Annotated in this window: 21 protein-coding genes; 15 read left to right on the top strand and 6 right to left on the bottom strand. The window is 61.9% G+C overall.

Features of this window, described 5'->3' with window-relative positions:
- Positions 1–18: 18 nt before the first annotated feature.
- Positions 19–1,530 carry a DUF1800 domain-containing protein gene (locus tag ACQZ6F_RS03700; protein ID WP_449092701.1) on the top strand — a complete coding sequence of 504 codons (1,512 nt, stop codon included), beginning with the start codon at positions 19–21 and terminating at the stop codon, positions 1,528–1,530.
- Positions 1,531–1,532: 2 nt separating this feature from the next.
- A complete protein-coding gene (locus tag ACQZ6F_RS03695) occupies positions 1,533–2,753 on the top strand; it encodes a DUF1501 domain-containing protein (protein ID WP_449092700.1) in 1,221 nt (406 codons plus the stop codon).
- Between the two features lie 12 nt (positions 2,754–2,765).
- Here ACQZ6F_RS03695 and ACQZ6F_RS03690 read toward each other — a convergent pair whose 3' ends face one another.
- Positions 2,766–3,662 carry a helix-turn-helix transcriptional regulator gene (locus ACQZ6F_RS03690; protein ID WP_449092699.1) on the bottom strand — a complete coding sequence of 299 codons (897 nt, stop codon included), beginning with the start codon at positions 3,660–3,662 and terminating at the stop codon, positions 2,766–2,768.
- Positions 3,663–3,906: 244 nt separating this feature from the next.
- Between ACQZ6F_RS03690 and ACQZ6F_RS03685 the strand changes: the two genes are divergently transcribed.
- The 8 genes from ACQZ6F_RS03685 to ACQZ6F_RS03650 all read left to right on the top strand — a co-directional run bounded on the left by ACQZ6F_RS03685 (position 3,907) and on the right by ACQZ6F_RS03650 (position 12,442).
- Entirely contained in the window at positions 3,907–5,358 is a 1,452-nt protein-coding gene (locus ACQZ6F_RS03685; protein WP_449092698.1) for an aldehyde dehydrogenase, read from the top strand.
- Positions 5,359–5,436: 78 nt separating this feature from the next.
- Positions 5,437–6,750 (top strand): ABC transporter substrate-binding protein, encoded by a 1,314-nt coding sequence (locus tag ACQZ6F_RS03680; protein ID WP_449092697.1) that lies wholly within the window; start codon positions 5,437–5,439, stop codon positions 6,748–6,750.
- Positions 6,751–6,753: 3 nt separating this feature from the next.
- Positions 6,754–7,509, top strand: a complete 756-nt coding sequence (locus tag ACQZ6F_RS03675; protein ID WP_449092696.1) for an ABC transporter ATP-binding protein — start codon at positions 6,754–6,756, stop codon at positions 7,507–7,509.
- Positions 7,506–8,234: an ABC transporter ATP-binding protein gene (locus ACQZ6F_RS03670; RefSeq protein ID WP_449092695.1), complete on the top strand. Its 729-nt coding sequence runs from the start codon at positions 7,506–7,508 to the stop codon at positions 8,232–8,234. The genes ACQZ6F_RS03675 and ACQZ6F_RS03670 overlap by 4 nt, the downstream gene beginning before the upstream one ends.
- Complete coding sequence (locus ACQZ6F_RS03665) at positions 8,231–9,127, top strand: branched-chain amino acid ABC transporter permease (protein WP_449092694.1); 897 nt, start codon at positions 8,231–8,233, stop codon at positions 9,125–9,127. The genes ACQZ6F_RS03670 and ACQZ6F_RS03665 overlap by 4 nt, the downstream gene beginning before the upstream one ends.
- On the top strand, positions 9,124–10,143 hold the full coding sequence (locus ACQZ6F_RS03660; RefSeq protein ID WP_449092693.1) for a branched-chain amino acid ABC transporter permease: 1,020 nt from the start codon (positions 9,124–9,126) through the stop codon (positions 10,141–10,143). The genes ACQZ6F_RS03665 and ACQZ6F_RS03660 overlap by 4 nt, the downstream gene beginning before the upstream one ends.
- Positions 10,144–10,184: 41 nt before the next feature.
- Entirely contained in the window at positions 10,185–10,970 is a 786-nt protein-coding gene (locus ACQZ6F_RS03655) for a coniferyl-alcohol dehydrogenase (protein ID WP_449092692.1), read from the top strand.
- A gap of 26 nt (positions 10,971–10,996) precedes the next feature.
- Entirely contained in the window at positions 10,997–12,442 is a 1,446-nt protein-coding gene (locus ACQZ6F_RS03650) for an aldehyde dehydrogenase (RefSeq protein ID WP_449092691.1), read from the top strand.
- Positions 12,443–12,501: 59 nt separating this feature from the next.
- On the opposite strand, the gene ACQZ6F_RS03645 is transcribed toward ACQZ6F_RS03650, so the two are convergent.
- Both ACQZ6F_RS03645 and ACQZ6F_RS03640 read right to left on the bottom strand, forming a co-directional pair.
- Positions 12,502–13,332, bottom strand: coding sequence for a p-hydroxycinnamoyl CoA hydratase/lyase (locus ACQZ6F_RS03645; protein ID WP_077467828.1), 831 nt, complete (start codon positions 13,330–13,332; stop codon positions 12,502–12,504).
- 47 nt (positions 13,333–13,379) lie between these two features.
- On the bottom strand, positions 13,380–14,951 hold the full coding sequence (locus tag ACQZ6F_RS03640) for an AMP-binding protein (protein ID WP_449092690.1): 1,572 nt from the start codon (positions 14,949–14,951) through the stop codon (positions 13,380–13,382).
- Between the two features lie 151 nt (positions 14,952–15,102).
- Between ACQZ6F_RS03640 and ACQZ6F_RS03635 the strand changes: the two genes are divergently transcribed.
- Complete coding sequence (locus ACQZ6F_RS03635) at positions 15,103–15,600, top strand: MarR family winged helix-turn-helix transcriptional regulator (protein WP_141683727.1); 498 nt, start codon at positions 15,103–15,105, stop codon at positions 15,598–15,600.
- A gap of 77 nt (positions 15,601–15,677) precedes the next feature.
- On the top strand, positions 15,678–16,391 hold the full coding sequence (locus ACQZ6F_RS03630) for a FadR/GntR family transcriptional regulator (RefSeq protein WP_068393676.1): 714 nt from the start codon (positions 15,678–15,680) through the stop codon (positions 16,389–16,391).
- On the opposite strand, the gene ACQZ6F_RS03625 is transcribed toward ACQZ6F_RS03630, so the two are convergent.
- Positions 16,363–17,790, bottom strand: coding sequence for an aspartate ammonia-lyase (locus ACQZ6F_RS03625; RefSeq protein ID WP_449092689.1), 1,428 nt, complete (start codon positions 17,788–17,790; stop codon positions 16,363–16,365). The genes ACQZ6F_RS03630 and ACQZ6F_RS03625 overlap by 29 nt on opposite strands.
- A gap of 277 nt (positions 17,791–18,067) precedes the next feature.
- Here ACQZ6F_RS03625 and ACQZ6F_RS03620 point away from each other — a divergent pair, with 277 nt between their 5' ends.
- Together ACQZ6F_RS03620 and ACQZ6F_RS03615 are read left to right on the top strand one after the other, a co-directional pair.
- A complete protein-coding gene (locus tag ACQZ6F_RS03620; protein WP_449092688.1) occupies positions 18,068–19,519 on the top strand; it encodes an amino acid permease in 1,452 nt (483 codons plus the stop codon).
- Positions 19,516–20,478 carry an asparaginase domain-containing protein gene (locus ACQZ6F_RS03615; protein ID WP_449092687.1) on the top strand — a complete coding sequence of 321 codons (963 nt, stop codon included), beginning with the start codon at positions 19,516–19,518 and terminating at the stop codon, positions 20,476–20,478. The genes ACQZ6F_RS03620 and ACQZ6F_RS03615 overlap by 4 nt, the downstream gene beginning before the upstream one ends.
- An 84-nt stretch (positions 20,479–20,562) precedes the next feature.
- Here the strand turns inward: ACQZ6F_RS03615 and ACQZ6F_RS03610 are convergent, their stop codons facing one another.
- Both ACQZ6F_RS03610 and aceA read right to left on the bottom strand, forming a co-directional pair.
- The gene (locus tag ACQZ6F_RS03610; RefSeq protein ID WP_068393668.1) at positions 20,563–20,808 is read right to left on the bottom strand and encodes an SMc00767 family acetate metabolism repressor; all 246 of its coding nucleotides are present in this window, start codon (positions 20,806–20,808) and stop codon (positions 20,563–20,565) included.
- Between the two features lie 27 nt (positions 20,809–20,835).
- Positions 20,836–22,125 (bottom strand): isocitrate lyase, encoded by a 1,290-nt coding sequence (aceA, locus tag ACQZ6F_RS03605; RefSeq protein ID WP_068394078.1) that lies wholly within the window; start codon positions 22,123–22,125, stop codon positions 20,836–20,838.
- Positions 22,126–22,332: 207 nt separating this feature from the next.
- Here aceA and ACQZ6F_RS03600 point away from each other — a divergent pair, with 207 nt between their 5' ends.
- Positions 22,333–23,745 (top strand): helix-turn-helix domain-containing protein, encoded by a 1,413-nt coding sequence (locus ACQZ6F_RS03600; RefSeq protein ID WP_449092686.1) that lies wholly within the window; start codon positions 22,333–22,335, stop codon positions 23,743–23,745.
- Positions 23,746–23,800 lie beyond the last annotated feature (55 nt).

The following is a 23,800-nucleotide window of genomic DNA, read 5'->3' as shown; positions in this document are numbered from 1 at the left end:
GCAGGAGTTGGCAAGAACATGGCTCAGCAGTCGAATGATGTTTATGCCGCGCTCGCTCTATCCCGGTTTGGACTAGGAGCGGACCATAACGGCATCGCTTCGATCCAATCGGATCCGCGCGGTGCGTTGCTTGAAGAAATTACCGAGCGCTTCGTCCCGGTTCCGGTCGGGCCGCAATTGCAGTCGACCTCTGATCTGCTTGTTGCGCTCTATGCTTTCCAGGATCAACGCAAGGAAGCCCGCCAGCAAAGCGCAGCGCCGGCCACCCTGCCGGACAAGCCGGGGCAGGCTCCGCAGCAGGGACCGCAACTCCCCGCCGCGATGCGCGCCCAGCTCGCCGCCAAACAACCTGCCGCTCAGGAGATGGCAGGCGCGATCACCAAGGTGGTCGAGAAGCTGGAAAAACCCTCGGTGCCCTATCTTCCCCAGCAGATCTTGATGGCGGAAGCGGATGCGCGCTTCAACGGCACCATTCGTCAACCGCTGATCGGCTTCGGCGAACGATTGGCCATGTTCTGGGCAAATCATTTTGCCGTCGCGACATCGAAGAGCGAGGAATGTCACATTCTGGCAGGTGCCTTCGAGCGCGAAGCCATCCGGCCATATGTCTTCGGGCGCTTTGCCGACATGCTGCTTGCGGTCGAGACGCATCCGGCCATGCTCGGATACCTCGACAATCAACAGTCGATCGGTCCAAACTCGAAAGCCAACGCCAACAAGAAGCGCGGCCTTAACGAGAATCTTGCCCGCGAAACGCTGGAGCTGCACACGCTCGGCGTCAATGGCGGTTACACACAGACCGATGTGACGACGCTTGCGAAAATCATCACCGGCTGGACCGTGGCACGCGCGGAAGGAAAGCTCGGCACGCCCGGTACCTTCGTCTTCAATGCAGGGGCTCACGAGCCAGGCGACCAGACTTTGCTCGGCCTGACCTATGCCGACAACGGCGTCGGGCAGGGGCGGGAAGCGCTGCGCGACCTTGCCCGTCATCCGGCAACCGCCCAGCATATTGCGACCAAGCTTGTCCGGCATTTCATCGCCGACGTGCCGCCACCGGCACTCGTGCAAACCGTTTCGGCAACTTTCACCAAGACGGACGGTGATCTCTCGGCGGTCTATCGGGCCTTGCTCGCCTCGGAAGAGGCCTGGAACCCGGCTCTCGTCAAGGTCCGCTCGCCGCTGGAATTCATGGCGGCGCTGCTGCGGGCTAGCGGTGAAACTCCGAAGCCGAATGTCATCCTCGGCACCCTCACTGCTATGGGCCAACCATTTTGGGCTCCTGCCGGTCCGAATGGCTTTGCCGATACTGCCGATGTGTGGGCGTCCAGCGAAAGCCTCAGCATGCGGATGGATGTCGCCAGCATGATCGCCAATGCCGTGCCGCCGCAGATCGATCCGAGGCGCTTCGTCTCGGACAGTCTCGGCCCGCTTCTCTCCAATGAAACACTGCAGGCGGTATCGCGCGCTGAGACCCGTAATCAGGGCTTTGCGATCGCCTATCTTTCCCCCGAATTTCAAAGGCGCTGACCATGACTTGCGAACTCATGACTCCCACTCGCCGAGCCGTTCTTGGTGCTTCCGGCGCCTTGTTTGCCTGGGCGTTCATTCCCCGTTTCGCCCATGCCGCCGGTGGCCGCGATCCGCGTTTCATCACGATCATCCTGCGTGGCGCGCTCGATGGCCTGACGGCCGTGCCACCCGTCGGCGATCCGGACTACGAAGCGCTGCGTCAGGCAATCGCCATGACCACGAGTGGCCCTCATGCGGCGCTGCCGCTCGACAGCTTTTTCGCGCTGCATCCGTCGATGCCGAACTTCAACGGCCTCTACCGCGCAGGGCAGGCGGCCGTCGTTCACGCCAGCGCCACTCCCTACCGCGACCGCTCGCATTTCGACGGTCAGGATGTGCTGGAATCCGGTTATGAGATGCCCGGTCGCGTCGATTCGGGCTGGTTGAACCGGATGCTGGAAGGGTTGCCCAAGGGCGACAAGGTCTCGCCCGGCTCTTCCGGCATCCGCGGATTGTCTGTCGGAGCCAATGCGCCTTTGGTCATTCGCGGCAAGGCGCCGGTGCTGGGCTGGTCGCCGTCCAACCTGCAGCCCGTCAGCGACGATCTGCCGCCGCGCCTGATGGATCTCTATAACCACACCGACCCCCTGTTCGCAAAGATCCTTGCCGAGGGCATTTCCACCGGCAAAATTGCGGCCGGCCTTGATGTCAAGGCAAGAGGCGGCCCCGGCGATCCCACCGGGATGGAGCAGATGGCAAGGGGGGCCGCACGCTTGCTGGCGCAGGATGACGGTCCTCGCGTGGCAGCGCTTGCCTTTGAAGGATGGGATACCCATGCCGGCGAGGTCGACCGGCTGAACAAGCTGCTCGTCGGTCTCGACAATTCATTTGCCGCGTTCCAGCAGGAACTCGGTCCCGCCTGGAAGGACACGGCTATCGTCGTTGCGACGGAGTTTGGCCGTACCGCACAGGTCAACGGCACCGAGGGTACGGATCACGGGACGGGAACGACGGCATTCCTCGCCGGCGGTGCGATCAAGGGTGGCCGGGTAATCGCCGACTGGCCCGGCCTCAAGCAGGCGCAACTGCGCGATGGCCGCGATCTGGCGGCCACGACCGATCTGCGCGCGGTCATCAAGGGCATCGCCGTCGATCTGCTCGGTGCCTCGCCGGCGATATTGACCCGCGACGTCTTCCCCGGCTCCGACCATGTCCTGCCCATGAAGGGGCTGATCGCTTGATGATAGCCGCCGTCACGGCCAGTCGGCATAGCCCGAAGAGAGGGTGCCTTCCGAGACCTCGCTCTTACGGGCGACGTCTCGATAGGTGGCCGGCGAAAAACCCGTCTTCTTCTTGAAGAAGTGGCTGAAATAGGTGGGGTCGCGAAAGCCGAGCCCATCGGAAATCTCCTGGACCGTTCGCGCCGAGCGCTCCAGCCGCAATTTCGCTTCCTGCACGAGCCGTTCATGCAGCAGTTGCACCGGCGAGCGGCCAAGCGCGCTGCGGCAGATGGAGTGCAGGCGATCGGTGGTTACGCCGAGTTCGCGGGCATAATCCGTCATCGGTCGATGCTGTCGGAACCATGTCTCCACCAGTTGCCGATATCTCTGCAGCACCGATGCGCTTCCGCCGCGTCCGCGTTGCTCGGCGGTTTCCGCGCCGCCGGCCCGCCAAAGTGCCATCAGGATCAGGCGCATATAGGCTGCAATCGCCATCCATGATGCGCGCGCGGGATCACCGAGTTCGCGGACGACGCCGGCCAGGAGCGGTTGCACCTCGCCAACGGCAGCGGCGTCTGGCTCTGCCATGAACCAGGGCTTTTCGCTGAAGATTCTAAGCGCGTAGGATTCCGCCCGATCACCGATCGCGTCGACCACGATCTGCGGCGAGGCACCGATGATGAAACCGGCGGCACCGGCCGCCATGTGCAGCTCGCAGCGTGACTGAGGCGGCAGATAGGCGATGGTCGGCCCAAGCAAGGCCCTTCGGTCTTCACCTTCGAGAATGAGTGTTGCCGTCCCCACCTGCAGCAGGAACAGGTGATGGAATTGGGTGTAGAGGCCATTTTGGAAACGGATCGTGCGAGGCGTCAACGAGGGCTCGCGCCACTCTCCGCGTGCATGAAGATGGATGCCGCTGTCGGAAACCAATGCATCCTCCTTTGCATGGCATGACGAGAACGTGACATGATTGCCAGGTAATTACAATATTAACCCAGAAAATCACATTCAAAGCACGCAGCAAGGGCGTAGTCTTCCCCCATGAGCCTTTGGGAGGAGGCCTCCGCACAAAAGATTTCGTCACGCAAGGCTGCATCCCGGCCGCGTTTGACCGTGCGCGCTTTCTCTCATTCAGATCAATGCAGGTAGAGCCTGCCAACAGCGGACGAGCGCCATGTTCGTGGCAAAACTGCTAATCGATGATGAAGCGCTGGATGCGTCCGACGCCGCCACCTTCGAATCCCTCGATCCGGCAACCGGCGATGTCGCAACCATCGCGCCGGCCGCTTCCGTTGCAGACGCGTCCCGCGCCGCCTGCGCTGCCGCCGCAGCCTTTCCTTCCTGGTCGCAGACAGGGCCGGGCGAACGGCGGGCGCTTCTGAACAAGGCTGCTGATATTCTCGCCGCCCGCACGGCAGATTTTGTCGAGGCGATGGTCGGTGAAACCGGCGCGACCGCGCTCTGGGCCGGGATCAACTGCAATCTCGGCGTTGATATCTTGCGCGAGGCAGCCGCTATGACGACGCAGGTCGCGGGCGAAATCATCCCGTCCAATGAGCCGGGCAGCCTCGCCATGGCGGTGCGCCAGCCGGCCGGGGTCTGCCTCGGCATCGCCCCGTGGAATGCACCGATCATCCTCGGCGTACGTGCCATCGCCCTGCCACTTGCCTGCGGCAACACCGTTATCCTGAAAGCATCCGAACTTTGCCCCCGCACCCATTGCCTGATCGGCGAGGTCATGCGCGAGGCCGGCTTTCCGCCGGGCGTCGTCAATGTCATCACCAATGCGCCCAAGGATGCGGCAGCGATCGTCGAGACCTTGATTGCGCATCCGGCCGTGCGCCGGATCAATTTCACCGGCTCGACGCGCGTCGGGCGGCTGATTGCAGAAGCGTCGGCACGCCACCTCAAGCGCTGTTTGCTGGAGCTTGGCGGCAAGGCGCCGTTCATCGTGCTTGCCGATGCCGACATCGACGAGGCGGTGCGGGCCGCCGCTTTCGGCGCCTTCATGAATCAGGGCCAGATCTGCATGTCGACCGAGCGTATCATCCTCATGGAAGAGATCGCCGACGAGTTCGTCGAGAAGTTCAAGGCAAAGGCTATGACGCTTGTTGCCGGCAATCCGCGCGATGGCAACACGCCGCTCGGAACGATGATTACTGCGGAGGCCGCAAGGCGCGTTCGTGCCCTGGTGGAGGACGCGACGCAGAAAGGTGCGGTTGTGGCTTGCGGAGGGCAGGCGCATGGCACGCTGATCGACGCTACTGTCATCGACCAGGTGACGCCGGCGATGCGGATCTACCGCGAGGAGAGCTTTGGACCACTCGCCGCGATCATCCGGGTCGAGAGCATCGACGAGGCGATCACCGTCGCCAACGACAACGAATACGGCCTGTCTTCGGCTGTGTTCAGCCGCGATATAAACCAGGCGCTTTCGGTCGCAAGGCGCATCGAGACCGGGATCTGCCACATCAACGAAGCCACAGTCGCCGACGAGCCGCAAATGCCGTTCGGCGGTGTCAAATCGAGCGGATACGGCCGCTTCGGTGGCAAAGGGGCAATCGACGAATTCACCGAACTGCGCTGGATCACGCTTGCATCGGGCAAACGGCAATATCCGATCTGAGCCTTCCGGGGCGCCTGATCGGCAAAGGACTGGGACATGCGGAGTAAGAGGGCTCCGACAACAAGGGAGGATTATTTCATGACTGGTAGTTTCAACAGGACGATATTGAACGGTGGAATGACACGGCGTGGCTTTATGGCCGTCACAGCAGCAGGCACTGCCGCCATGGCCCTGGGCGGCCGGCAGGCCTTTGCAGCCGATGACACGCTGAAGGTCGGCTTCATCAGCCCGCGTACCGGCCCGCTCGGAGGCTTCGGCGAGACTGATGGCTATGTTTTGGAGCTTGCGCGCAAGGCGCTCGCGGGCGGATTGCAGGCCGGCGGCAAGACATGGAAGGTGGAGATCCTCGACCGCGATACGCAATCCGATCCGTCCCGCGCCGGACAACTGGCGAAGGACCTGATCAACAATCAGGCCATCGACTTGATGTTGGTGGTCTCGACGCCTGAGACAATCAATCCTGTGGCAGATGCCTGCGAGGCGGCGGGCGTGCCTTGCCTGTCGACAGTCATGCCGTGGGAAGCCTGGTACTTCGGCCGCGGCGCCAAGCCCGGTGCGCCGTCGCCGTTCAAGTGGACCTATCATTTCGGCTTCGGCGTCGGTGAGTTCCTCAAGACCTATATTTCGCAGTGGAACCTGATCGAGACCAACAAGAAGGTCGGTGTCATGTATCCGAACGATGCCGATGGCAATGCGATCCGCGCCAATCTGGCGCCGGCGCTTGCCAAGGCCGGCTTCACCATCGTCGACCCCGGCGCCTACGAGACCGGCACGACCGACTTCTCCTCGCAGATCGCGCTTTTTAGGCAGGAGGGCGTGGAGATCTTCAACAGCTTCCCGATCCCGCCGGATTTCGCGGCCTTCTGGCGGCAGGCGGCGCAGCAGGGTCTGACGCAGCAGATCAAGATCTGCCAGGTCGCCAAGACTGGCCTCTTCCCATCGGATATCGAGGCGCTGGGCGACCTCGGCATGAACATCGCCAGCGCCGCCTATTGGCACAAGGCCTTCCCCTACAAATCGTCGCTGACGGGTGTTTCCGGCAACGAACTGGCCGACGGCTATGAGGCGGCGAGCGGCAAGCAATGGACACAGCAGCTTGGCGCCAGCCTGTCGCTGCTTGATGCCGGCTTCGACGCGCTGAAGGCCGCCTCCGATGTCAAGAGCAAGGAGGCCGTTGCTAAGGCAATGAGCACGCTGAAGACCACGACGATCGCCGGCAAGGTCGATTTCACCAGCGGGCCGGTCGCCAACGTCTCTCCGGGACCGATCATCGGCACGCAATGGGTCAAGGCGCCGGCCGGCTCGAAATTCGCGCTCGATTATGTCGTGACCGAGCACGCCACCGATCCGAACGTGCCGGTCGGCGCCAAACTCATCGCTTACAACGGATAACGCATGGTGCAGGCTAGAGAACAACAGCGGCCGGGACGGAATTTCCTGTCAGCCAAAGGGATCCACAAGCGCTTCGGAGCGCTTGTGGTTCTGGAAAACCTCGACTTCTCGATGGGCGAGGGCGATGCCGTCGGCATTGTCGGTCCGAACGGTGCCGGCAAGACGACTTTCCTGAGCGCGCTGGCCGGTGCATTTCCACTGAACGCGGGAACCATCACCTTTGGCGGCCAGAACGTCACGGCGCTGACGGCGGCGGACCGTTGCCGCTCCGGGCTTGTCAGAACGCATCAGATCCCGAAACCCTTCAGCGGCATGACGACCTTCGAGAATGTCTTTGTTGCCGCCTCGCATGGCAAAACATCAAGCCGCGAGGAGGCCTATGAACGGGTTGCCGATTCTCTGCGGCTCTGCGGCATGCTCGGCGTTGCCAATCGCCGTGCCGATACGCTTGGCCTGCTCGATCGCAAACGTCTGGAGCTTGCCCGGGCGCTTGCGACCGGCCCCCGGCTGTTGCTGCTCGACGAGATTGGTGGTGGGTTGACTGATGGCGAGGCGAGCGAGCTGGTGGAGACAATTCTTGAACTACGCCGGCGCGGCATTGGCATCGTCTGGATCGAGCATATGGTCCACATTCTGCTGCAGGTCGTCGAACGGCTGATCTGCATGGATGCCGGCAAGATCATTGCCGATGGTGATCCAAAGGCTGTGATGGCTGATGCCGACGTGGTGCGCGCCTATCTTGGAGGAGCGCCCGCATGAGCATCCTTTCCATTCGCAATCTGGATGTCCGCCACGGCCTGTTGCAGGCCGTGCGCGACGTCAGCTTCAATCTGGCCAAGGGTGAGGTGCTGGCGCTCGTCGGTGCCAATGGCGCCGGCAAGACGACACTGCTGCGCTCCATTGCCGGCGCTCACCTTCCGGCCGGCGGCCAGATCATGCTCGATGGCGAGGATGTTACCGCAGTTCCCTCGCACAAGCGGATCGCCAGGGGCATTGCCCTGGTGCCGGAGGGAAGGCGGCTGTTTTCTCAAATGACAGTCGAGGAAAATCTGCTGCTCGGCAAAAGCGCCGGCCGCAAGGGCGAGTGGACTGTCGAGCGGATCTTCCATGCCTTTCCGAACCTGAAGCCGCGCCGCCACGCCAAGACCGGGCATCTCTCCGGCGGCGAGCAGCAGGCGACCGCCATCGGCCGGGCGCTGATGAGCAATCCTGATATCCTGCTGCTCGACGAAGTGTCGCTCGGCCTGTCGCCGCTGGTGGTCGACCGCGTCTATCAGCAGCTGCAAAGCCTGTTGTCGTCGGGCGCGACGATCATTCTCGTCGAGCAGGATCTGGCGCGCGCCATGGGCGTCGCAAGCCGTGTCATCTGCATGCTCGAAGGGCGCATCGTGCTCGACAGGCCGGCCAATGGGGTGACGCGCGAGGAGGTCACTCAGGCCTATTTCGGGCTCCACAGGCACGCCGCTGAAAGGAATGCCTCATGATCAACACCCTCATTCAAGGCATTCTGCTCGGCGGCTATTATGCCGTCATCGCCTGTGGACTGTCCTTCATGTTCTCGGTCATGCGCATCATCAATCTCGCCCATGGCAGCCTTGCCGTTGTTGCCGCCTACGGCCTTTGGCTGCTCGCCGCGAAACTCGGCGTCCCGCCCTTTGCCGGCCTACTGATCGTTTTGCCCGGCATGGCCGTGCTCGGCTGGCTGTTGCAGAGGTTCGTGCTCGAGCGCAGTGCGCGCGGCGGCACGCTGCTGCCGATCCTGACGACCTTTGGCCTGTCGATCGTCATCGACAATCTGCTGTTCGAGCAGTTCGGCGCCGACACGCGCTCGCTGGCGCCATTCATTGGCAATCTGTCCTACGCCTCATGGCAATTGCCGGGCCATATCTTCGTCGGCAAACTCGCCGTGCTGATGATGGTGACCGCGATCGTCATCCTCGGCGGCCTTCAGTTCTTCTTGAGCCGTTTCGCGCTCGGCCGTTCCATCCGCGCCACGGCGGAGGACCCGGATACGGCGGGGCTGGTCGGTATCGATGCCCGCAAGGTCAAGGCGGTTGCAACCGCGATCACCATGGTCACGGTCGGCATTGCCGGCGCCTTCCTGGCGATGCGTGCGACCTTCAATCCCTATTCGGGCGGCCCGCAATTATTGTTCGCCTTCGAGGCGGCCGTGATCGGCGGCGCGGGATCGCTGTGGGGAACTCTGGTCGGCGGCATTGTCCTCGGCTTGGCGCAATCCCTCGGTGCACAGATCCATCCGCAAGGCTTCCTGATCGGCGGCCATGTCGCCTTTCTCCTCGTTCTCTTCGTTCGGCTCCACCGGTTCGGCATGCCCGGGCTCGGCAGGATCCGTGCTCTTCTTCGGAGCCCGACATGACCGTGATCGCACCCGGAATTTCAGTCGAACGCTGGACGGCATCGTCCCGCCTGACATTGGCTGTCATGACAATTGCGGCGATCCTGCTGGCCGCATCGCCCGCGTTCCTGGGAGCCGGCGCTATCGATCGGATGACGGCGCTCTTCATCTACGTGATCCTGGCTGCCATGTGGAATGCGCTCGCAGGCTTCGGCGGCCTCGTTTCCGTCGGCCAACAGGTCTTCTTCGGCCTTGGTGCCTATTTTACCATCCGGCTGGCGGATGCGGGGCTCGATCCCTTCGTGTCGCTCTTCGTGGCTGCTGTTATCACTGGCATTCTCTCCGTTCCGCTTTCATGGTTCATGCTGCGGCTGAAGGGCGGAGAGTTTGCGATCGGCATGTGGGTGATCGCCGAGCTTGCCCATCTGCTTGTCAATCTCGACCGGCTCATCCAGGGAGAAACGGGCACTTCGCTCATCGCACTCAACGCCTATGAGAGCGGCACGCGTCGCGTCGTGATCTACTGGCTGGCGCTTGCCGCCATGATTGCCTTGCTCGGCGCGCTCTTTGCCCTCATGCGCAGCCGGGCAGGGGCTGCGATGCAGGCGATCCGCGACAATGAGGATGCGGCAACCTCCGTCGGCGTGCGCGTGGCCTCAACCAAGCGGTTGCTCTTCGTGCTTGCCGCCTTCGGCATCGCCGTTGCGGGCGGGCTCTGGCTGGCAACCGCGGTCACCTTCCAACCCAAGACCTATTTCAGCGTGCAATGGACCGCCTACATGATCTTCATGGTCCTGGTCGGCGGCATCGGCAAGTTCGAGGGCGCGATCCTGGGCGCCGTGCTGTTCTTCGTCGTCGAGACCGTCTTCGGCGGAACGGGCGTCTGGTATCTGGTCGGCCTTGGCGCCGCAGCGCTGCTGTTCTCGCTCTATCTACCGCAGGGCCTCTGGGGCGCGATCGAGCGACGCTTCGATCTGCAGCTGCTGCCTGTGGGATATCGGCTGACGTTTTCGGATCTGTTCAAGGACAAACAATAGCGGCGGCATCTGTCGTCGTGTTTTATGAGAAAGGTGAAATTATGCTTTTCGGCAAGACCATCCTCGTTACCGGGGTCGCCTCGGGCATCGGTGCGCGCACCGCGGAACTTGCGGGACAAATGGGCGCCGACGTCATCGGCGTAGACATGCGCGAACCGTCCTCGGGCGTCAGCTCCTTCATCAAGGGCGATATCTCGACCGCCGGCGGCGTCACAGACATCGCCCGGCAGTTGCCCAACCGCATCGATGCGCTGGCCAATGTCGCTGGGCTTTCCGGAAATACCGGCGTGGCAGCAACGCTCGCGGTCAATTTCTACGGCCTGCGCGCCCTATCGGAAGCCGTCGTGCCTCACCTGCGCGAGGGTGGTGCGATCGTCAACGTCGCCTCGATCGCCGGCTATGGCTGGCGGGTCAATCTGGAGCGGGCGAAGGCGTTGACGGCAATCGAGGGCTTTCCCGATGTCGCTTCTCTCGTCAGCGAGCATGGGCTGAAGGATGAGGAGGGTTATCCCCTGTCCAAGGAGCTTCTGCTTCTCTGGACCATGCGGGCCGCACACCAGCCTCTCTTCAGGGATCGCGGAATTCGCGTCAATGCCGTCAGCCCGGGGCCAGTGGAAACGCCGATCCTCAAGCAGTTCCGCGCCGTGCTCGGGGACGCGCGCGTCGATAGCGACATCACGCGCGTCGGTCGGGCAGGGACGTCGACCGACATCGCGCCGGCCGTCCTGTTTCTGTGCTCGGACGGCGCCCGTTGGATCAATGGCGCCAATCTTCCCACCGATGGCGGGCTGGAAGCCTCCATAAATGCCGACGTGCTCGGCTTTTAGACATCCTTCGCATCAGGAGACACGAGATGAATATTTCCCTTCTCATCAATGGCGTCGACAGACCAGCCGCTAGCGGCCGAACCTATGACCGCCTGGACCCCTTCACAGAAAAGCTGGCAAGCCGGGCGCCGGCGGCCGGGCTTGAGGATGTGGCGGCAGCAATCGAAGCTGCATCCAATGCCTTTCCGGCCTGGTCGAGCACCGGCCCCGGCCAGCGTCGCGCCATCTTGGCAAAGGCGGCCGATATCATGGACGCCAAGGTCGGCGAGTTCACGGCGCTGATGATGGAGGAGACGGGGGCAACGGCGCCCTGGGCCGGCTTCAACGTCATGCTTGCCGCCAACATCCTGCGCGAGGCGGCGGCCATGACGACGCAGATCGGCGGCGAGATCATTCCGTCCGACAAGCCCGGCACGCTTGCGATGGGCGTTCGTCAGGCGGCCGGTGTCTGCCTGGCGATCGCGCCGTGGAATGCGCCTGTCATCCTGGCAACGCGCGCCATCGCCATGCCGATTGCCTGCGGCAACACGGTGATCCTGAAGGCTTCCGAACAATGCCCCGGCACGCAGCGACTGATCGCGACGGCCCTGACGGAAGCCGGCCTGCCGGCGGGCGTCATCAACGTCATCACCAATGCGCCGGAGGACGCGCCTCAAATCGTCGAGGCGCTGATCGCTCATCCGGCAATACGGCGCGTCAATTTCACCGGCTCGACCAAGGTTGGCAAGATCATCGCCGAACTCAGCGGCAAGCATCTGAAGCCGGCGCTGCTGGAACTTGGCGGCAAGGCGCCGCTGGTGGTGCTTGAGGATGCCGATATTGACGGCGCCGTCAACGCGGCGATCTTCGGCGCCTTCATGCATCAGGGCCAGATCTGCATGTCGACCGAGCGCATCATCGTGCATCAGGCAATCGCCGGCGCCTTCGTCGCCAAGCTTGCGGCCCGTGCCAGCTCGCTGCCTGCCGGCGATCCGCGCGGCCATGTGGTGCTGGGTTCGCTGATCAGCCTCGATGCAGCCAAGAAGATGGAAGAACTGATCACCGACGCGCAGGCGAAGGGAGCCGAGCTGGTGGCCGGCGGCAAGCGCACGGGCACCGTGGTCGAAGCAACACTGCTCGACTTTGTCACGCCCGACATGCGCGTCTACTCGGAAGAATCCTTCGGGCCGGTAAAGCCGATCATCCGTGTGGCGAACGAGGACGAGGCAGTGCGCGTTGCCAACGACACCGAATATGGCCTGTCGTCGGCTGTCTTCAGCCGTGATGTGCAGCGGGCTCTTGCTGTGGCCGGACGCATCCAGTCCGGCATTTGCCATATCAACGGCCCGACTCTGAACGATGAAGCGCAGATGCCCTTCGGCGGCGTCAAGGGCAGCGGCTACGGCCGCTTCGGTGGCAAGGCGGCAATTGCCGAGTTCACCGATCTCAGATGGATCACCATCGAGGATTCGGCACAGCACTATCCATTCTGAGCGAACGAAATTGCGGCGGCCAATGGCTGATTGGCCGCCGCGAATTCTACCTCTACCGGCTAGCGCTTGTAGGCGCCAAGGCCCGGCCGATAGGCCTTGTCGTCGAGAAACTGCTTGAGGCCCTCGTCGCGTCCTCTCGTCTTGTCGAGAAACAGCATCTGTTCGAGCTTGGCGTAGATATAGTCATCGGCCAGATCCCAGGGCAGGTTGCGCACGCGTTTGAATGTGTCCTTTGCGGCCTTGAGCACGACCGGGTTCTTTTCCAGAAGTGTCGAGCAGATGGTGCGGACGCGGCTTTCGAGCTGATCGAGCGGCACGGATTCATTGATGAGGCCCATGTCACGGGCCTTTTGCCCGCCGAAGGTTTCCCCGGTCATGATGTAGTAGAGGGAATCGCGGTGGTTCATCACTTCGGCAACGGCGCGCGTGACGTTGCCGCCGGGCAGGATGCCCCAGTTGATCTCAGAAAGGCCGAAGGTGGCTTCGTCGGCCGCGATCGCCAGGTCGCACGCCACAAGCGGCGTGAAGGCGCCGCCGAAGCACCAGCCGTTGACCATGGCAATCGTTGGCTTCTCGAAATACATCAGCCGGCTCCACCAGCCGCCGGATTGTCTGCGGCTCTTCAGCGTCGCATCGCGCGGCTTGCCGTCATTGTCGCGGAAATATTCCTTCAGATCCATGCCGGCCGACCAGGATGAGCCGGCACCTCGCAGAACGAGAACACCGCAACGCTCGTCACCTTCGAGATCGTCCAGCACCTCGAGCATGCGCCTGTTGAGTGCGGGGTTCATCGCATTGCGCTTATCGGGGCGATTGAGTGTCACGAAGGCGATGCCGCCGTCGAATTCGACGAGCACCGGATCGGCCGTTGTCTTCTCTGTTTCCGTCATCTGTTTCTCCTGCACATGTTCGTTGTTTCTGGAATTTTGCCCGGCGGTCAGAGCGGCCGCGGATCGGCGTCGACATGCGATTGCCTGAGGATGTGTTTCTGCGCCTTGCCGGATGCGGTGCGCGGAATGGTTTCAACGAAGACGACGCGCAACGGGCGTTTGAAGGTAGCAAGGCGGGCGGCGCAGTGGCTGAGGATGTCTTCAGCGATCGTTTCGGGGGAGGCGGGTACGACGAAAGCAACACCGCTCTCGCCCCAACGCGCATCCGGAATGCCAATGACGGCCACATCGCGCACGGCTGGATGTGTCGCGATGACAGCTTCCACTTCGGCCGGAAAGACATTCTCGCCACCGCTGATAAACATGTCTTTCAACCGGTCAGGTATGTAGATCAGGCCTGTCTCGTCACGCCTGCCGAGATCGCCGGTTCGATACCATCCATCGACAAAGGCGGCTGCCGTCTCCTTCGGCTTGTTCCAGTATCCCGGTGTCACGGCCGGCCCGCGCAGCCAGATCTCGCCCACTTCACCATCGGCAACATCCGTGCCGTCCGGCGACACGAGGCGCACATCGGTCAGTGGTGCGGCAAAGCCGACGCTGCCGCGATGGGCAGCGATCATGTCCTTGTCGAGCGGCATGTGCAAGACGGTACCCGCTTCGCTCATGCCGTAGCCGTTGACGAGGGCAATATCATCCTGGAGAAATCCCTCGATCAGGGCAGGCGAAAGCGGGGCGCCGCCGATGAAGATGGCCCTTAAGGCTTTCAAAGCGGCGGGATTCCAATGGGGCGATGCGCGCAATGCCGACGCCATCTGTGGCACGGCGAAATAATGCGTCACGCCGAGAGCGGGATCGGCGAGGAGGGAGAGTGTCCGCTCCGGCTGGAAGCGATCCGAGATCACAAGCCGTCCGCCCATGAGCAGCGTCGTGCGCGCGATGGCGATGATGCCGATCGTGTGGAAGAAGGGCAGGTCGCAGAGCGTCACGGATCGCGCCGTCACCTCGCCGACGAGAGCGAAATTGATCGACGAGGAGAAGGCGTTGCGCCGGGTGATGATCACGCCCTTCGGCGTGCCTGTCGTGCCGGAGGTGTAGAGAATGATGCAGGGCGTATCCGCCGGAATTTGTGGGCCGGCATGGCGGTCCGAAGTCTTCAGGCGCGAGAGAAACCCTTCGGCACCCTCCACAGTCAGGACTTGCGGCAAGGTCGGTCCGATCTCGCCGGCGACACCGCCGAATTCCTGATCGACGATCAGCATATGCGGGCGGCAGTCCGCAAGGATCTGCTGAAGCTCCGCTGTGCTGAGCCGCCAATTAAGGGGTATGAAGATTGCGCCACGACGCTGGCAACCGATACATGCGACGATTTCGGCAATCGAGTTGCGGCCGAGATAGGCAATGCGCGGATGGTCTTCGCGGTCAGGGAAGGCTTTTGCAAGGAAGCCCGCGCAGCGCGACACCAGCTCATCGAGTTCGCCATAGCTCAACTCTCTGCCTGTCGCTGCCTCGATCAGCGCCTGATGGTCTGGGGCGATTTTGGCCCGGAAGACAAGAGGGTCGTCCGTCTCCAATCCGACCGGACCGATTTCCGCCTGCACCCGTTGCGGTACCTCTTGCATGTGCTCCTCCATTTCGCTTCTCCTCAAGCGAAATTTGTACGTAACACATACAATAATAATCCCATCCGTCACAAGGGAAATTTGCTGCGCACATGAAATTATGCTTGTAAGGCTAGCAGCGTTCGCGGGCGGCACCCGCCATGGAGGAATGATGGCGGCCGGAAAAAGCGATGAGAAAAGCCAACGGTCGGAAAGCGTGGACGACCTGCGCCGGATCGATCTCGGCCGCCTGGAAAATGTCCTTGGATTTCACCTGCGCATGGCCAATGTCGCGCTCTATCATGACTTTTCCAAAGCCATGGAAGAGCTTGGTTTGACGCAGAAGCAGGTCGCCGTGCTGGAGCTGATCGCAGAGAACGAGGGCGCGAGCCAGATCGATATCGCCGCAACGCTCGGCATGGACCGTGCCACGATGATGGCGCTGGTCAACCGGCTGGAAGATCGCGATCTGGTGGAGCGTCGGCCGTCTCCAGTCGATCGACGTCGCCAGCAATTGATCCTGACAGGCGCCGGGCAGGATATGCTCACCGCGTGTCGCCAGCTGATATCGGCGCATGAGCGCAAATTCACCGAACGTTTCTCGGATAAGGAGTTGAAAACCTTTGTCGGTTTCCTGAAACGCGTCTATGCCGGCGATCATTCGGATTGAGGTTGGGCGTGCCACGGAATCGGCAGTTCCGGCCGCGATCCTTGACAAGCATCGAATGTTTATGAAGGTTGAGTGTCATGGGTGAAGTGACTGATTGGTTATCTTTTACAAGTCCGATCAGTCGGAAGAACGCCGCTGAGGCGGTGTTCGAAGATATTCGTTCGGCAATTACATCGGGACGGTTGGCTGTGGGAACACGGCTGCCCTCCGAGGCGCAGCTTGCGAGCCGCTATGGCGTGAGCCGCCCCATCGTCCGCGAAGCGCTGCGCTCGCTACAGACCTTGGGGCTTACGCAGACGCGCACGGGCAGCGGCACTTTCGTGGTCACGTCGGCACCCAGCGCTGAATTGCACTATGGCCGCTATTCGGCGCGCGATCTCATCGAGGCGCGGCCTTTCATCGAGGTGCCGGCCGCCGGCTGGGCAGCGTTGCGGCGCACGGATGCTCAACTGGCACGATTGCTGGAACTATGCGACGAGATGGACGTCCAGGAAGACCCTCACAAGTGGGTGCAACTCGACTCCGAATTCCACAGCATGATCGCGGAAGCCTCCGGAAACGCCGTCTTCGCCAAGATCGTCACGGATGCCCGCGACGCGCTGATGCAGCAATCGGAGCTTGTCAACATGATGGCGCAACGGCGTGTCGCCTCTAATGTCGAGCACCGCCAGATCGCCGAGGCGATCGTGGCGGGTTCGGAGCAGGAGGCCATCGCCGCGATGGAGGCCCATCTCGGTCAGGTCAAGCAGGTGGTGACCACCATTATAGGTGAGGATCCGCCGCACCGTTGATGGCTGCGGGCAGGTTGGCGAGCCGCTCTGGCCGGAGCGCTTCGAAAAGCTGCTCTGCGGTCAGGTGTCCATGATCCAGCACGATTTCGGGCACGGTGCGCCCGGTTGCCAACGCCTCGCGAGCGACCTGTGTCGCCGCCTGATAGCCGATGAGCGGGTTGAGCGCGGTCGCAAGGCCGATCGATTCCTGCAGGCGCTGCGCCATGATGGCCGGGTTGGCGGTGATGCCGTCGACGCAACGTTCGGCAAGGATATGGCAGGCCGCCGTCAAATGCGTGATGCTTTCCGACAGTGAGCGCACGATGATCGGTTCGAACGCGTTGAGCTGCAGCTGTCCTGCTTCTGCGGCCATGGTCACGGTGATGTCGTTGCCGATCACCGAGAAGGCGACCTGGTTGACCATTTCCGGGATCACCGGATTGACCTTGCCCGGCATGATGCTCGATCCGGCCTGCATCGCCGGCAGGTTGATTTCACCGATGCCAGCGCGGGGGCCGGAAGACAGCAGGCGCAAGTCGTTGCAGGTCTTCGACAATTTGACCGCGACACGCTTCAGCACGCCGGAGAGATGCACGAAGGCGCCGGGATCCTGCGTGGCCTCGATCAGATCGCTGGCTGTCACCAGCGGACGGCCCGTCAGCCGTGCGAGATGACTACAGGCGAGTGCTGCATAGCCGACCGGCGCATTGAGGCCGGTGCCGATGGCGGTCGCGCCGAGATTGATTTCATGCAGCAGAGCTGTGGATTCGATGAGGCGTGAGCGGTCTTCGCCGAGCATCACGGCAAAGGTCCGGAATTCCTGGCCGAGGGTCATCGGCACGGCGTCCTGTAGCTGCGTGCGCCCGACCTTCAGAATGCTATCGAATTCCCTGGCTTTACGCGCGAAAGCCAATTGCAGGATCTCCATTGCCGAGGCCAGCCCGTCGATTGCTTCGATCAGCGCGACATTGACGGCTGTCGGATAGGCGTCATTGGTGGACTGGCTGAGATTGACATGGTCGTTCGGGTGCAGATGGGCATAGTCGCCCTTGGTGTAGCCGAGCAACTCAAGCGCCCGATTGGCGATGACCTCGTTGGCGTTCATGTTGGTCGAGGTGCCGGCGCCGCCTTGGATGACATCGACGACGAATTGCTCGTGAAGCTCGCCGGCGCGAATTTCGCGGCAGGCCCGCACAATGGCGTCGAGCTTTTGCTTGTCGAGCAGGCCAAGCTCATGGTTGGCAAGGGCGGCGGCTTCCTTGACGAAGGCGAGGCCGCGGATCAGATGCGTGTAACGCCCGATCGGCGTGCCCGTTACCTGGAAGTTTTCCACGGCGCGTGCGGTGTGCACCCCCCAATAAACCTCGGCCGGAATATCCTTCGTGCCCAGCAGATCATACTCACTTCGCGTCGCGACCACATTATCCTCCTAAGGTCCGGCTCGCCATATCTGTCAAGCTGTAAGACAGATTTATGAATCTGTTATCCGCTACGCCCAAGCGCGTCAATAAGCTCATGGCCGGCTTGACATCGCAGTGGTTCTATTACTAAGAGGAAAAAATCTGTCATACAGCATTACAGGATCGCCGCCGATCATAAGTCTTGATCGATGGTTCGATCGAAGCGGAAGGCATCCAGGCGGGTGCGAATGGAGCACCCCGGGACCCGCCCACAGACAACGGCTCAAGGGAGGAGCAATGTCAGTCGAAACCACTGAGAATATCCCGGCGGACCGCCGGCCGCCGGCCAATGAAGATCTTGGCTACCACAAGGCGCTGAAGCCGCGGCAGATCCAGATGATCGCCATTGGCGGCGCTATCGGCACCGGTCTTTTCCTCGGCGCAGGCGGTCGGCTCGCAGCGGCAGGCCCGGCCCTCATCTTCGTCTACGCGATCTGCGGCTTCTTCGCCTTTCTGGTGCTGCGTGCGCTTGGCGAATTGATTATGCATCGCCCAAGCTCCGGCTCCTTCGTCTCCTATGCCCGTGAGTTCTATGGCGAGAAGATGGCATTTGCCGTTGGCTGGATGTATTGGCTGAACTGGGCCATGACCTCGGTTGCCGATGTCACGGCCGTTGCGCTCTACATGAATTTCTTCAAGCACTATGTTCCGTGGCTTGCCGGCATCGACCAGTGGGTCTTCGCGCTGATTGCTTTGGTGATCGTGCTCGGCATGAATCTTCTGTCGGTCAAGGTCTTTGGTGAGCTCGAATTCTGGTTCAGCCTGGTCAAGGTGCTGGCGCTTGTCAGCTTCCTGGTCATCGGCATCTATTTCGTCGTCTCCGGCACCCCGGTGGCAGGTCATTCGGCTGGTTTCAGCATCATCAGCGATAGCGGCGGCTTTTTCCCCAATGGCATCCTGCCGGCCTTCGTCATCATACAGGGCGTGGTCTTTGCCTATGCATCGATCGAGCTGATCGGCACGACAGCGGGCGAGACCGAAGATCCACGCAAGGTCATGCCGCGCGCGATCCGCACCGTGGTTGCCCGCCTGCTGATCTTCTATGTCGGCTCTGTCCTGCTTTTGTCCCTGCTTCTGCCCTACACCGCCTACAAGTCCGGTGAGAGCCCCTTCGTCACCTTCTTCGGCGCCGTCGGCATCAAGGGGGCAGACATCATCATGAACCTTGTGGTGCTGACCGCCGTGCTGTCCTCGCTGAATGCCGGCCTCTACTCCACCGGTCGCATCCTGCACTCTATGGCAGTTTCCGGCTCGGCGCCTGCAGCGCTTGCGAAGATGAACAAGGCCGGCGTGCCCTATGGCGGCATTGCCGTTACCGCCGCAGTGACCGTCATCGGTGTGGCGCTCAATGCCGTTGTTCCTTCGTCGGCCTTCGAGATCGCTCTGAACCTTTCAGCCCTGGGCATCATTTCGGCCTGGGCCGTCATCGTGCTCTGCCAGCTGAAACTCTGGAAGCTGTCGAAGCGCGGCGAGATGGTGCGGCCGGATTTCCGCATGTTCGGCGCGCCCTATACCGGCCTTTTGACGCTGTTGTTCCTGTTTGCCGTGCTGGTGCTGATGGCATTGGATTATCCGGTTGGGACATGGACGATCGCGTCGCTGATCCTGATCGTGCCGGCTTTGGTGATCGGCTGGTATCTGCTGCGTGACCGCATCCATCGGCTGGCCGCCGAGCGAGGCCAATCTTGACGGCCGGAAAGATCAATCCGCTGGTGGCAGTCATCGCCACCGGCGGAACCATTGCGAGCGAGCGCGCCGATAACGGCGCGAGTACGCCGTCGCTGTCGGGGAAGAGCCTGCTGTCTCTTCTTCCCGAAATGCCGGTCGCATTGCGGCCCATCGAACTGATGGCAAAGGATTCCGCGAGCATGACCCTCACGGATATGCAGCGGATCAGCGACAAGATTGGCGAGCTTCTGCAGGATGCCGACGTGAGCGGCATTGTCGTTCTGCACGGCACGGATGCGATGGAAGAGACGGCGCTGCTCGTCCATCTGCAGTATGAACTGACCAAGCCCGTGCTGTTCACGGGCGCGCAGTTCACCGCGGATCACCCCAGGGCTGACGGGCCTGCCAATCTTGCGGCCGCAGTCGTTGCCGCAACCGATCCCGAGAATGCAGGTCGCGGCGTGCTTGTCTGTTTTGGCGGTCGGCTTTTGCCTGCATGGGGGCTCTACAAGCAGTCTTCGGATGTTGCCGATGCCTTCCGGCAATCACGCCCGCTTGAAAATCCGCAGAGCCCGCGCCTTGCCGCAGCGCTCGATAGCGTGCGTGTCGACGTTGTGGCGATCTATCCGGGTTGCGACTCGGTGCATGTGGATGCCAGTATCAGAGCCGACGCCCATGGCATCGTTCTCGCCGCTCTCGGCTCGGGCAATGCCAATCCGCGTCTGGTCGAAGCGGTCAGGCGCTGTGCCGGTGTCGGCGTGCCTGTCGTGGTGTCGAGCCGGGTGCCGGACGGACTGCTCGTTTCGAGCTATGGCGGCGGCGGCGGCGGACATGATCTCGCCGATGCCGGCGCAGTTCATTCCTCGACGCTGCGGCCCGGGCAGGCAAGAATCCTGCTGGCAGCCCTCGTCGCGTCCGGCGCTGGTGCCGAGGTCATCGCGCAGGCGTTCTCCGATTTTTCAAGCGACACTCCATCCTGATCTCACTCCGTGTCGTGAAGTCATAAAAGCGGGCCGCTCGTCGATTGACGGCGCGGCCCGAAGTTTGACTGGAGAGTGCAATCGTCAGGCCGGCCGCGCCGCATTGGTGACAACGACGGGGATCAGCAAATCGCCCCAATTGCCGTCGCCACCGTGGTGGCGGGAAGAGCGGACGAGCTCGACGGAGACGCCAGCTTCGACCGCATTCATGACGGCCTGGTTGAGGCGGTGCAGTTCATTCGCCAGCATACGGATGACGGCCTGCTGGTCGGTGTTCATGGTGAGAGATTGCTCCTCGGCTCTCTCGCGAACGCGTGCTATCGATGGCATGTCATTCTCCTCCTGTCGAATTGAGTGTTACTCTGCTGCCGGCTTGAACTGCGCGTGCTCGGTCGAGCCATGCATGGCCGTGGTGGAAGACTGGCCGCCGGTGATCGCCAGCGACACGGCGTCGAAATAGCCGGTGCCGACCTCGCGCTGGTGCTTGGTGGCGGTATAGCCGTTGGCTTCTGCGGCAAATTCGGCTTCTTGCAATTCGGAATAGGCGGCCATCTGGCGGGCCTTGTAGCCGCGAGCAAGTTCGAACATGCCGAAGTTCAGCTGATGGAAGCCGGCAAGCGTGATGAACTGGAACTTGTAGCCCATCGCGCCCAGCTCGCGTTGGAACTTGGCGATTGTCGCGTCATCCAGATTTTTCTTCCAGTTGAAGGACGGCGAGCAATTATAGGCAAGCAGCTTGCCGGGATGAACGCGATGCACCCCTTCTGCAAACCGGCGCGCCTGCTCGAGATCCGGCTTCGACGTCTCGCACCAGATGAGGTCGCAATGCGGCGCGTAAGCCACGGCGCGGGCGATGCACGGATCGATACCGTTTCGGACCTGGTAGAAGCCCTCGACCGTACGGCCTGCATCATAATCGACGAAGGGCTGGTCGCGCTCGTCGATATCGGAGGTCAGAAGCTTGGCAGCCTCCGCGTCCGTGCGGGCGACGACCAATGTCGGCACACCCATGACGTCGGCCGCGAGACGCGCGGCGTCGAGATTGCGGATATGGGCAGCCGTCGGGATGAGAACCTTGCCGCCGAGATGGCCGCACTTCTTCTCCGAAGCGAGCTGATCCTCGAAATGGACGCCCGCGGCACCGGCCTCGATATAGGCCTTCATGATCTCGAAGGCGTTGAGGGGGCCGCCGAAGCCAGCTTCGGCATCGGCAACGATCGGCGCGAACCATGTGTCGACCGAAAGGCCCTTGCCCTCGGCAGTCTCTATCTGATCGGCCCGCTGCAGGGTGCGATTGATGCGCTTTGCCAGTTCAGGGCCCGCGTTGGCGGGGTAGAGGGACTGGTCGGGATACATGGCCGAGGCGGTGTTGGCGTCCGCTGCGACCTGCCAGCCCGAGAGATAGATCGCCTTCAGCCCGGCACGGACCATCTGCATGGCCTGATTGCCTGAGAGCGCGCCGAGCGCGTTGACGAAATCCTCTTCGTGAATGAGCTGCCAGAGCCGGTTCGCACCCATCTCGGCGAGCGAGTGGCGAATGGTGATTGATCCACGCAGCCGCTTCACATCCTCGGCGGTATAGGGGCGCTCGACACCATCGAAACGCCCGCTTGGCGCGCCTGGGATCAGTTTGTAAAAATCTGTCATGACAATCTCCTGATGCTCTTCTATCCGCCGTTTGATCATTGTGGGATACATGACTAGATTTACAAGAATGCGCGCGAAAGGCCAGAAAAACCAAAGGAGACCATTAGATAAAAGGGTTATGATGTGCTATCGTTGACAGCAATCTTCGGTAAATTTGTAAATATTGTAAATCTCAACTTTGGACGATTCTTGTAAAAGGAATGACAAATGGCTGAGCGCAAGATCTTTGCAGGCCCTCGGGTTCGACGCGTTCGTATGGGGCTTGGTCTGACGCAGACGACCATGGCGCAAGCCCTTGAGATTTCGCCGTCCTATCTCAATCTCATCGAACGCAACCAACGGCCGCTGACCGTTCAGCTGCTGTTGAAGCTGTCGTCGGTCTACAAGATCGACCTTGATGAACTGCAGGGTGAACAGAGCGGTAATGCCGGGCAGTTGCGCGAGATCTTTGCCGATCCGCTACTGGTCGGCGAAATCCCCGCCGATCAGGAGCTGATCGAGCTTGCCGAAATTGCGCCCAATGCCGCGAATGGCATGATCCGGCTTTACCGAGCCTATCGCGAACAGGCGGCGCGGCTGTCCGATCTCGCCGAACTTCTTGGCCGCGAGGGGCGGGTTGCTGATGTGGCCGGCCCGCGCTTACCTCTGGACGAGGTCCACGATCGGCTGCAGGGCAGGGCGAATTTCTTTGCTCGTATCGAGGATGCCGCAGAGGCCTTTCACGCCCACCTCGCACCCGGCGATGATATGGCGAGCGCCCTTAAAGCATGGCTGAAAAGCGAGCATGGCATTGCCGTGCGCCTGCTGCCGGTGCGTGCCATGCCGGGTCTGCGCCGGCGCTACGACCGCCATTCCATGCGCCTCTTCCTTTCGGAACGCTTGTCGCCCTTCGATCAGCTTCGGGAGATCGCGACCGAAGTCTCGCTGCTTGTGATGCGCGATGAGATTACTTCTGAACTGGAGGCTCTTGCCCTGTCGACGCCGGAAGCCAAGCGCATCGCTCGCTTCGAGCTGGCGCGCTATGCTTCGCATGCTCTGCTGATGCCCTATTGCGCCTACCTTTCAGCCGCCCAACGCCTGCATTACGATATTGACGGGCTCAGCGCCCGCTTCGGCGTTTCCTATGAGCAGGCCGCCACGCGCCTGACCACCTTGCAGCGTCCCGGCGCCTTCGGCATCGCCTTTTTCCTGATGGAAATCGACAGTGCCGGCCATCGTCTGCGAAAGGCGGGAGCACAGGGTTTTCCGCAAGCCCGCTTCGGCGGAGGCTGTCCCAAGCTCAATATTCACGCCGCCTTTGCTCAGCCGGGACAGATACTGGCCGACGCGACGGAAATGCCGGATGGGGTGGGTTTTCTGACGATATCGCGCAGCGTCGAAGGTCCTCGGGCGGACTTTGGTGAAAGGGTGCGCCGTACGGCGCTTCTCATCGGCTGCGATATTGCGCATCGCGAGGAAGTCACCTACGGACGTGTGACCGGTTCAGCACCGGTGGCGATCGGTCCGGCCTGTCGGCTGTGCGAGCGTCAGGGCTGTCTGGCGAGAGCGGAGCCACCGGTGACGCGCCCTCTTGGTCTCGACGAAATGGCGACGGGTCTTAGTGTATTTGATTTTCAATGATCGCATTGGCTGCCGATAACGAGGCGGGCCTGACAGCAGATATAGCATGTTAAAA

The sequence above is a fragment of the Rhizobium sp. A22-96 genome (assembly GCF_053521805.1).
The sequence above is the reverse complement of the archived record's forward strand: the minus strand, read 5'-3'. Positions and strand labels throughout refer to the sequence as shown.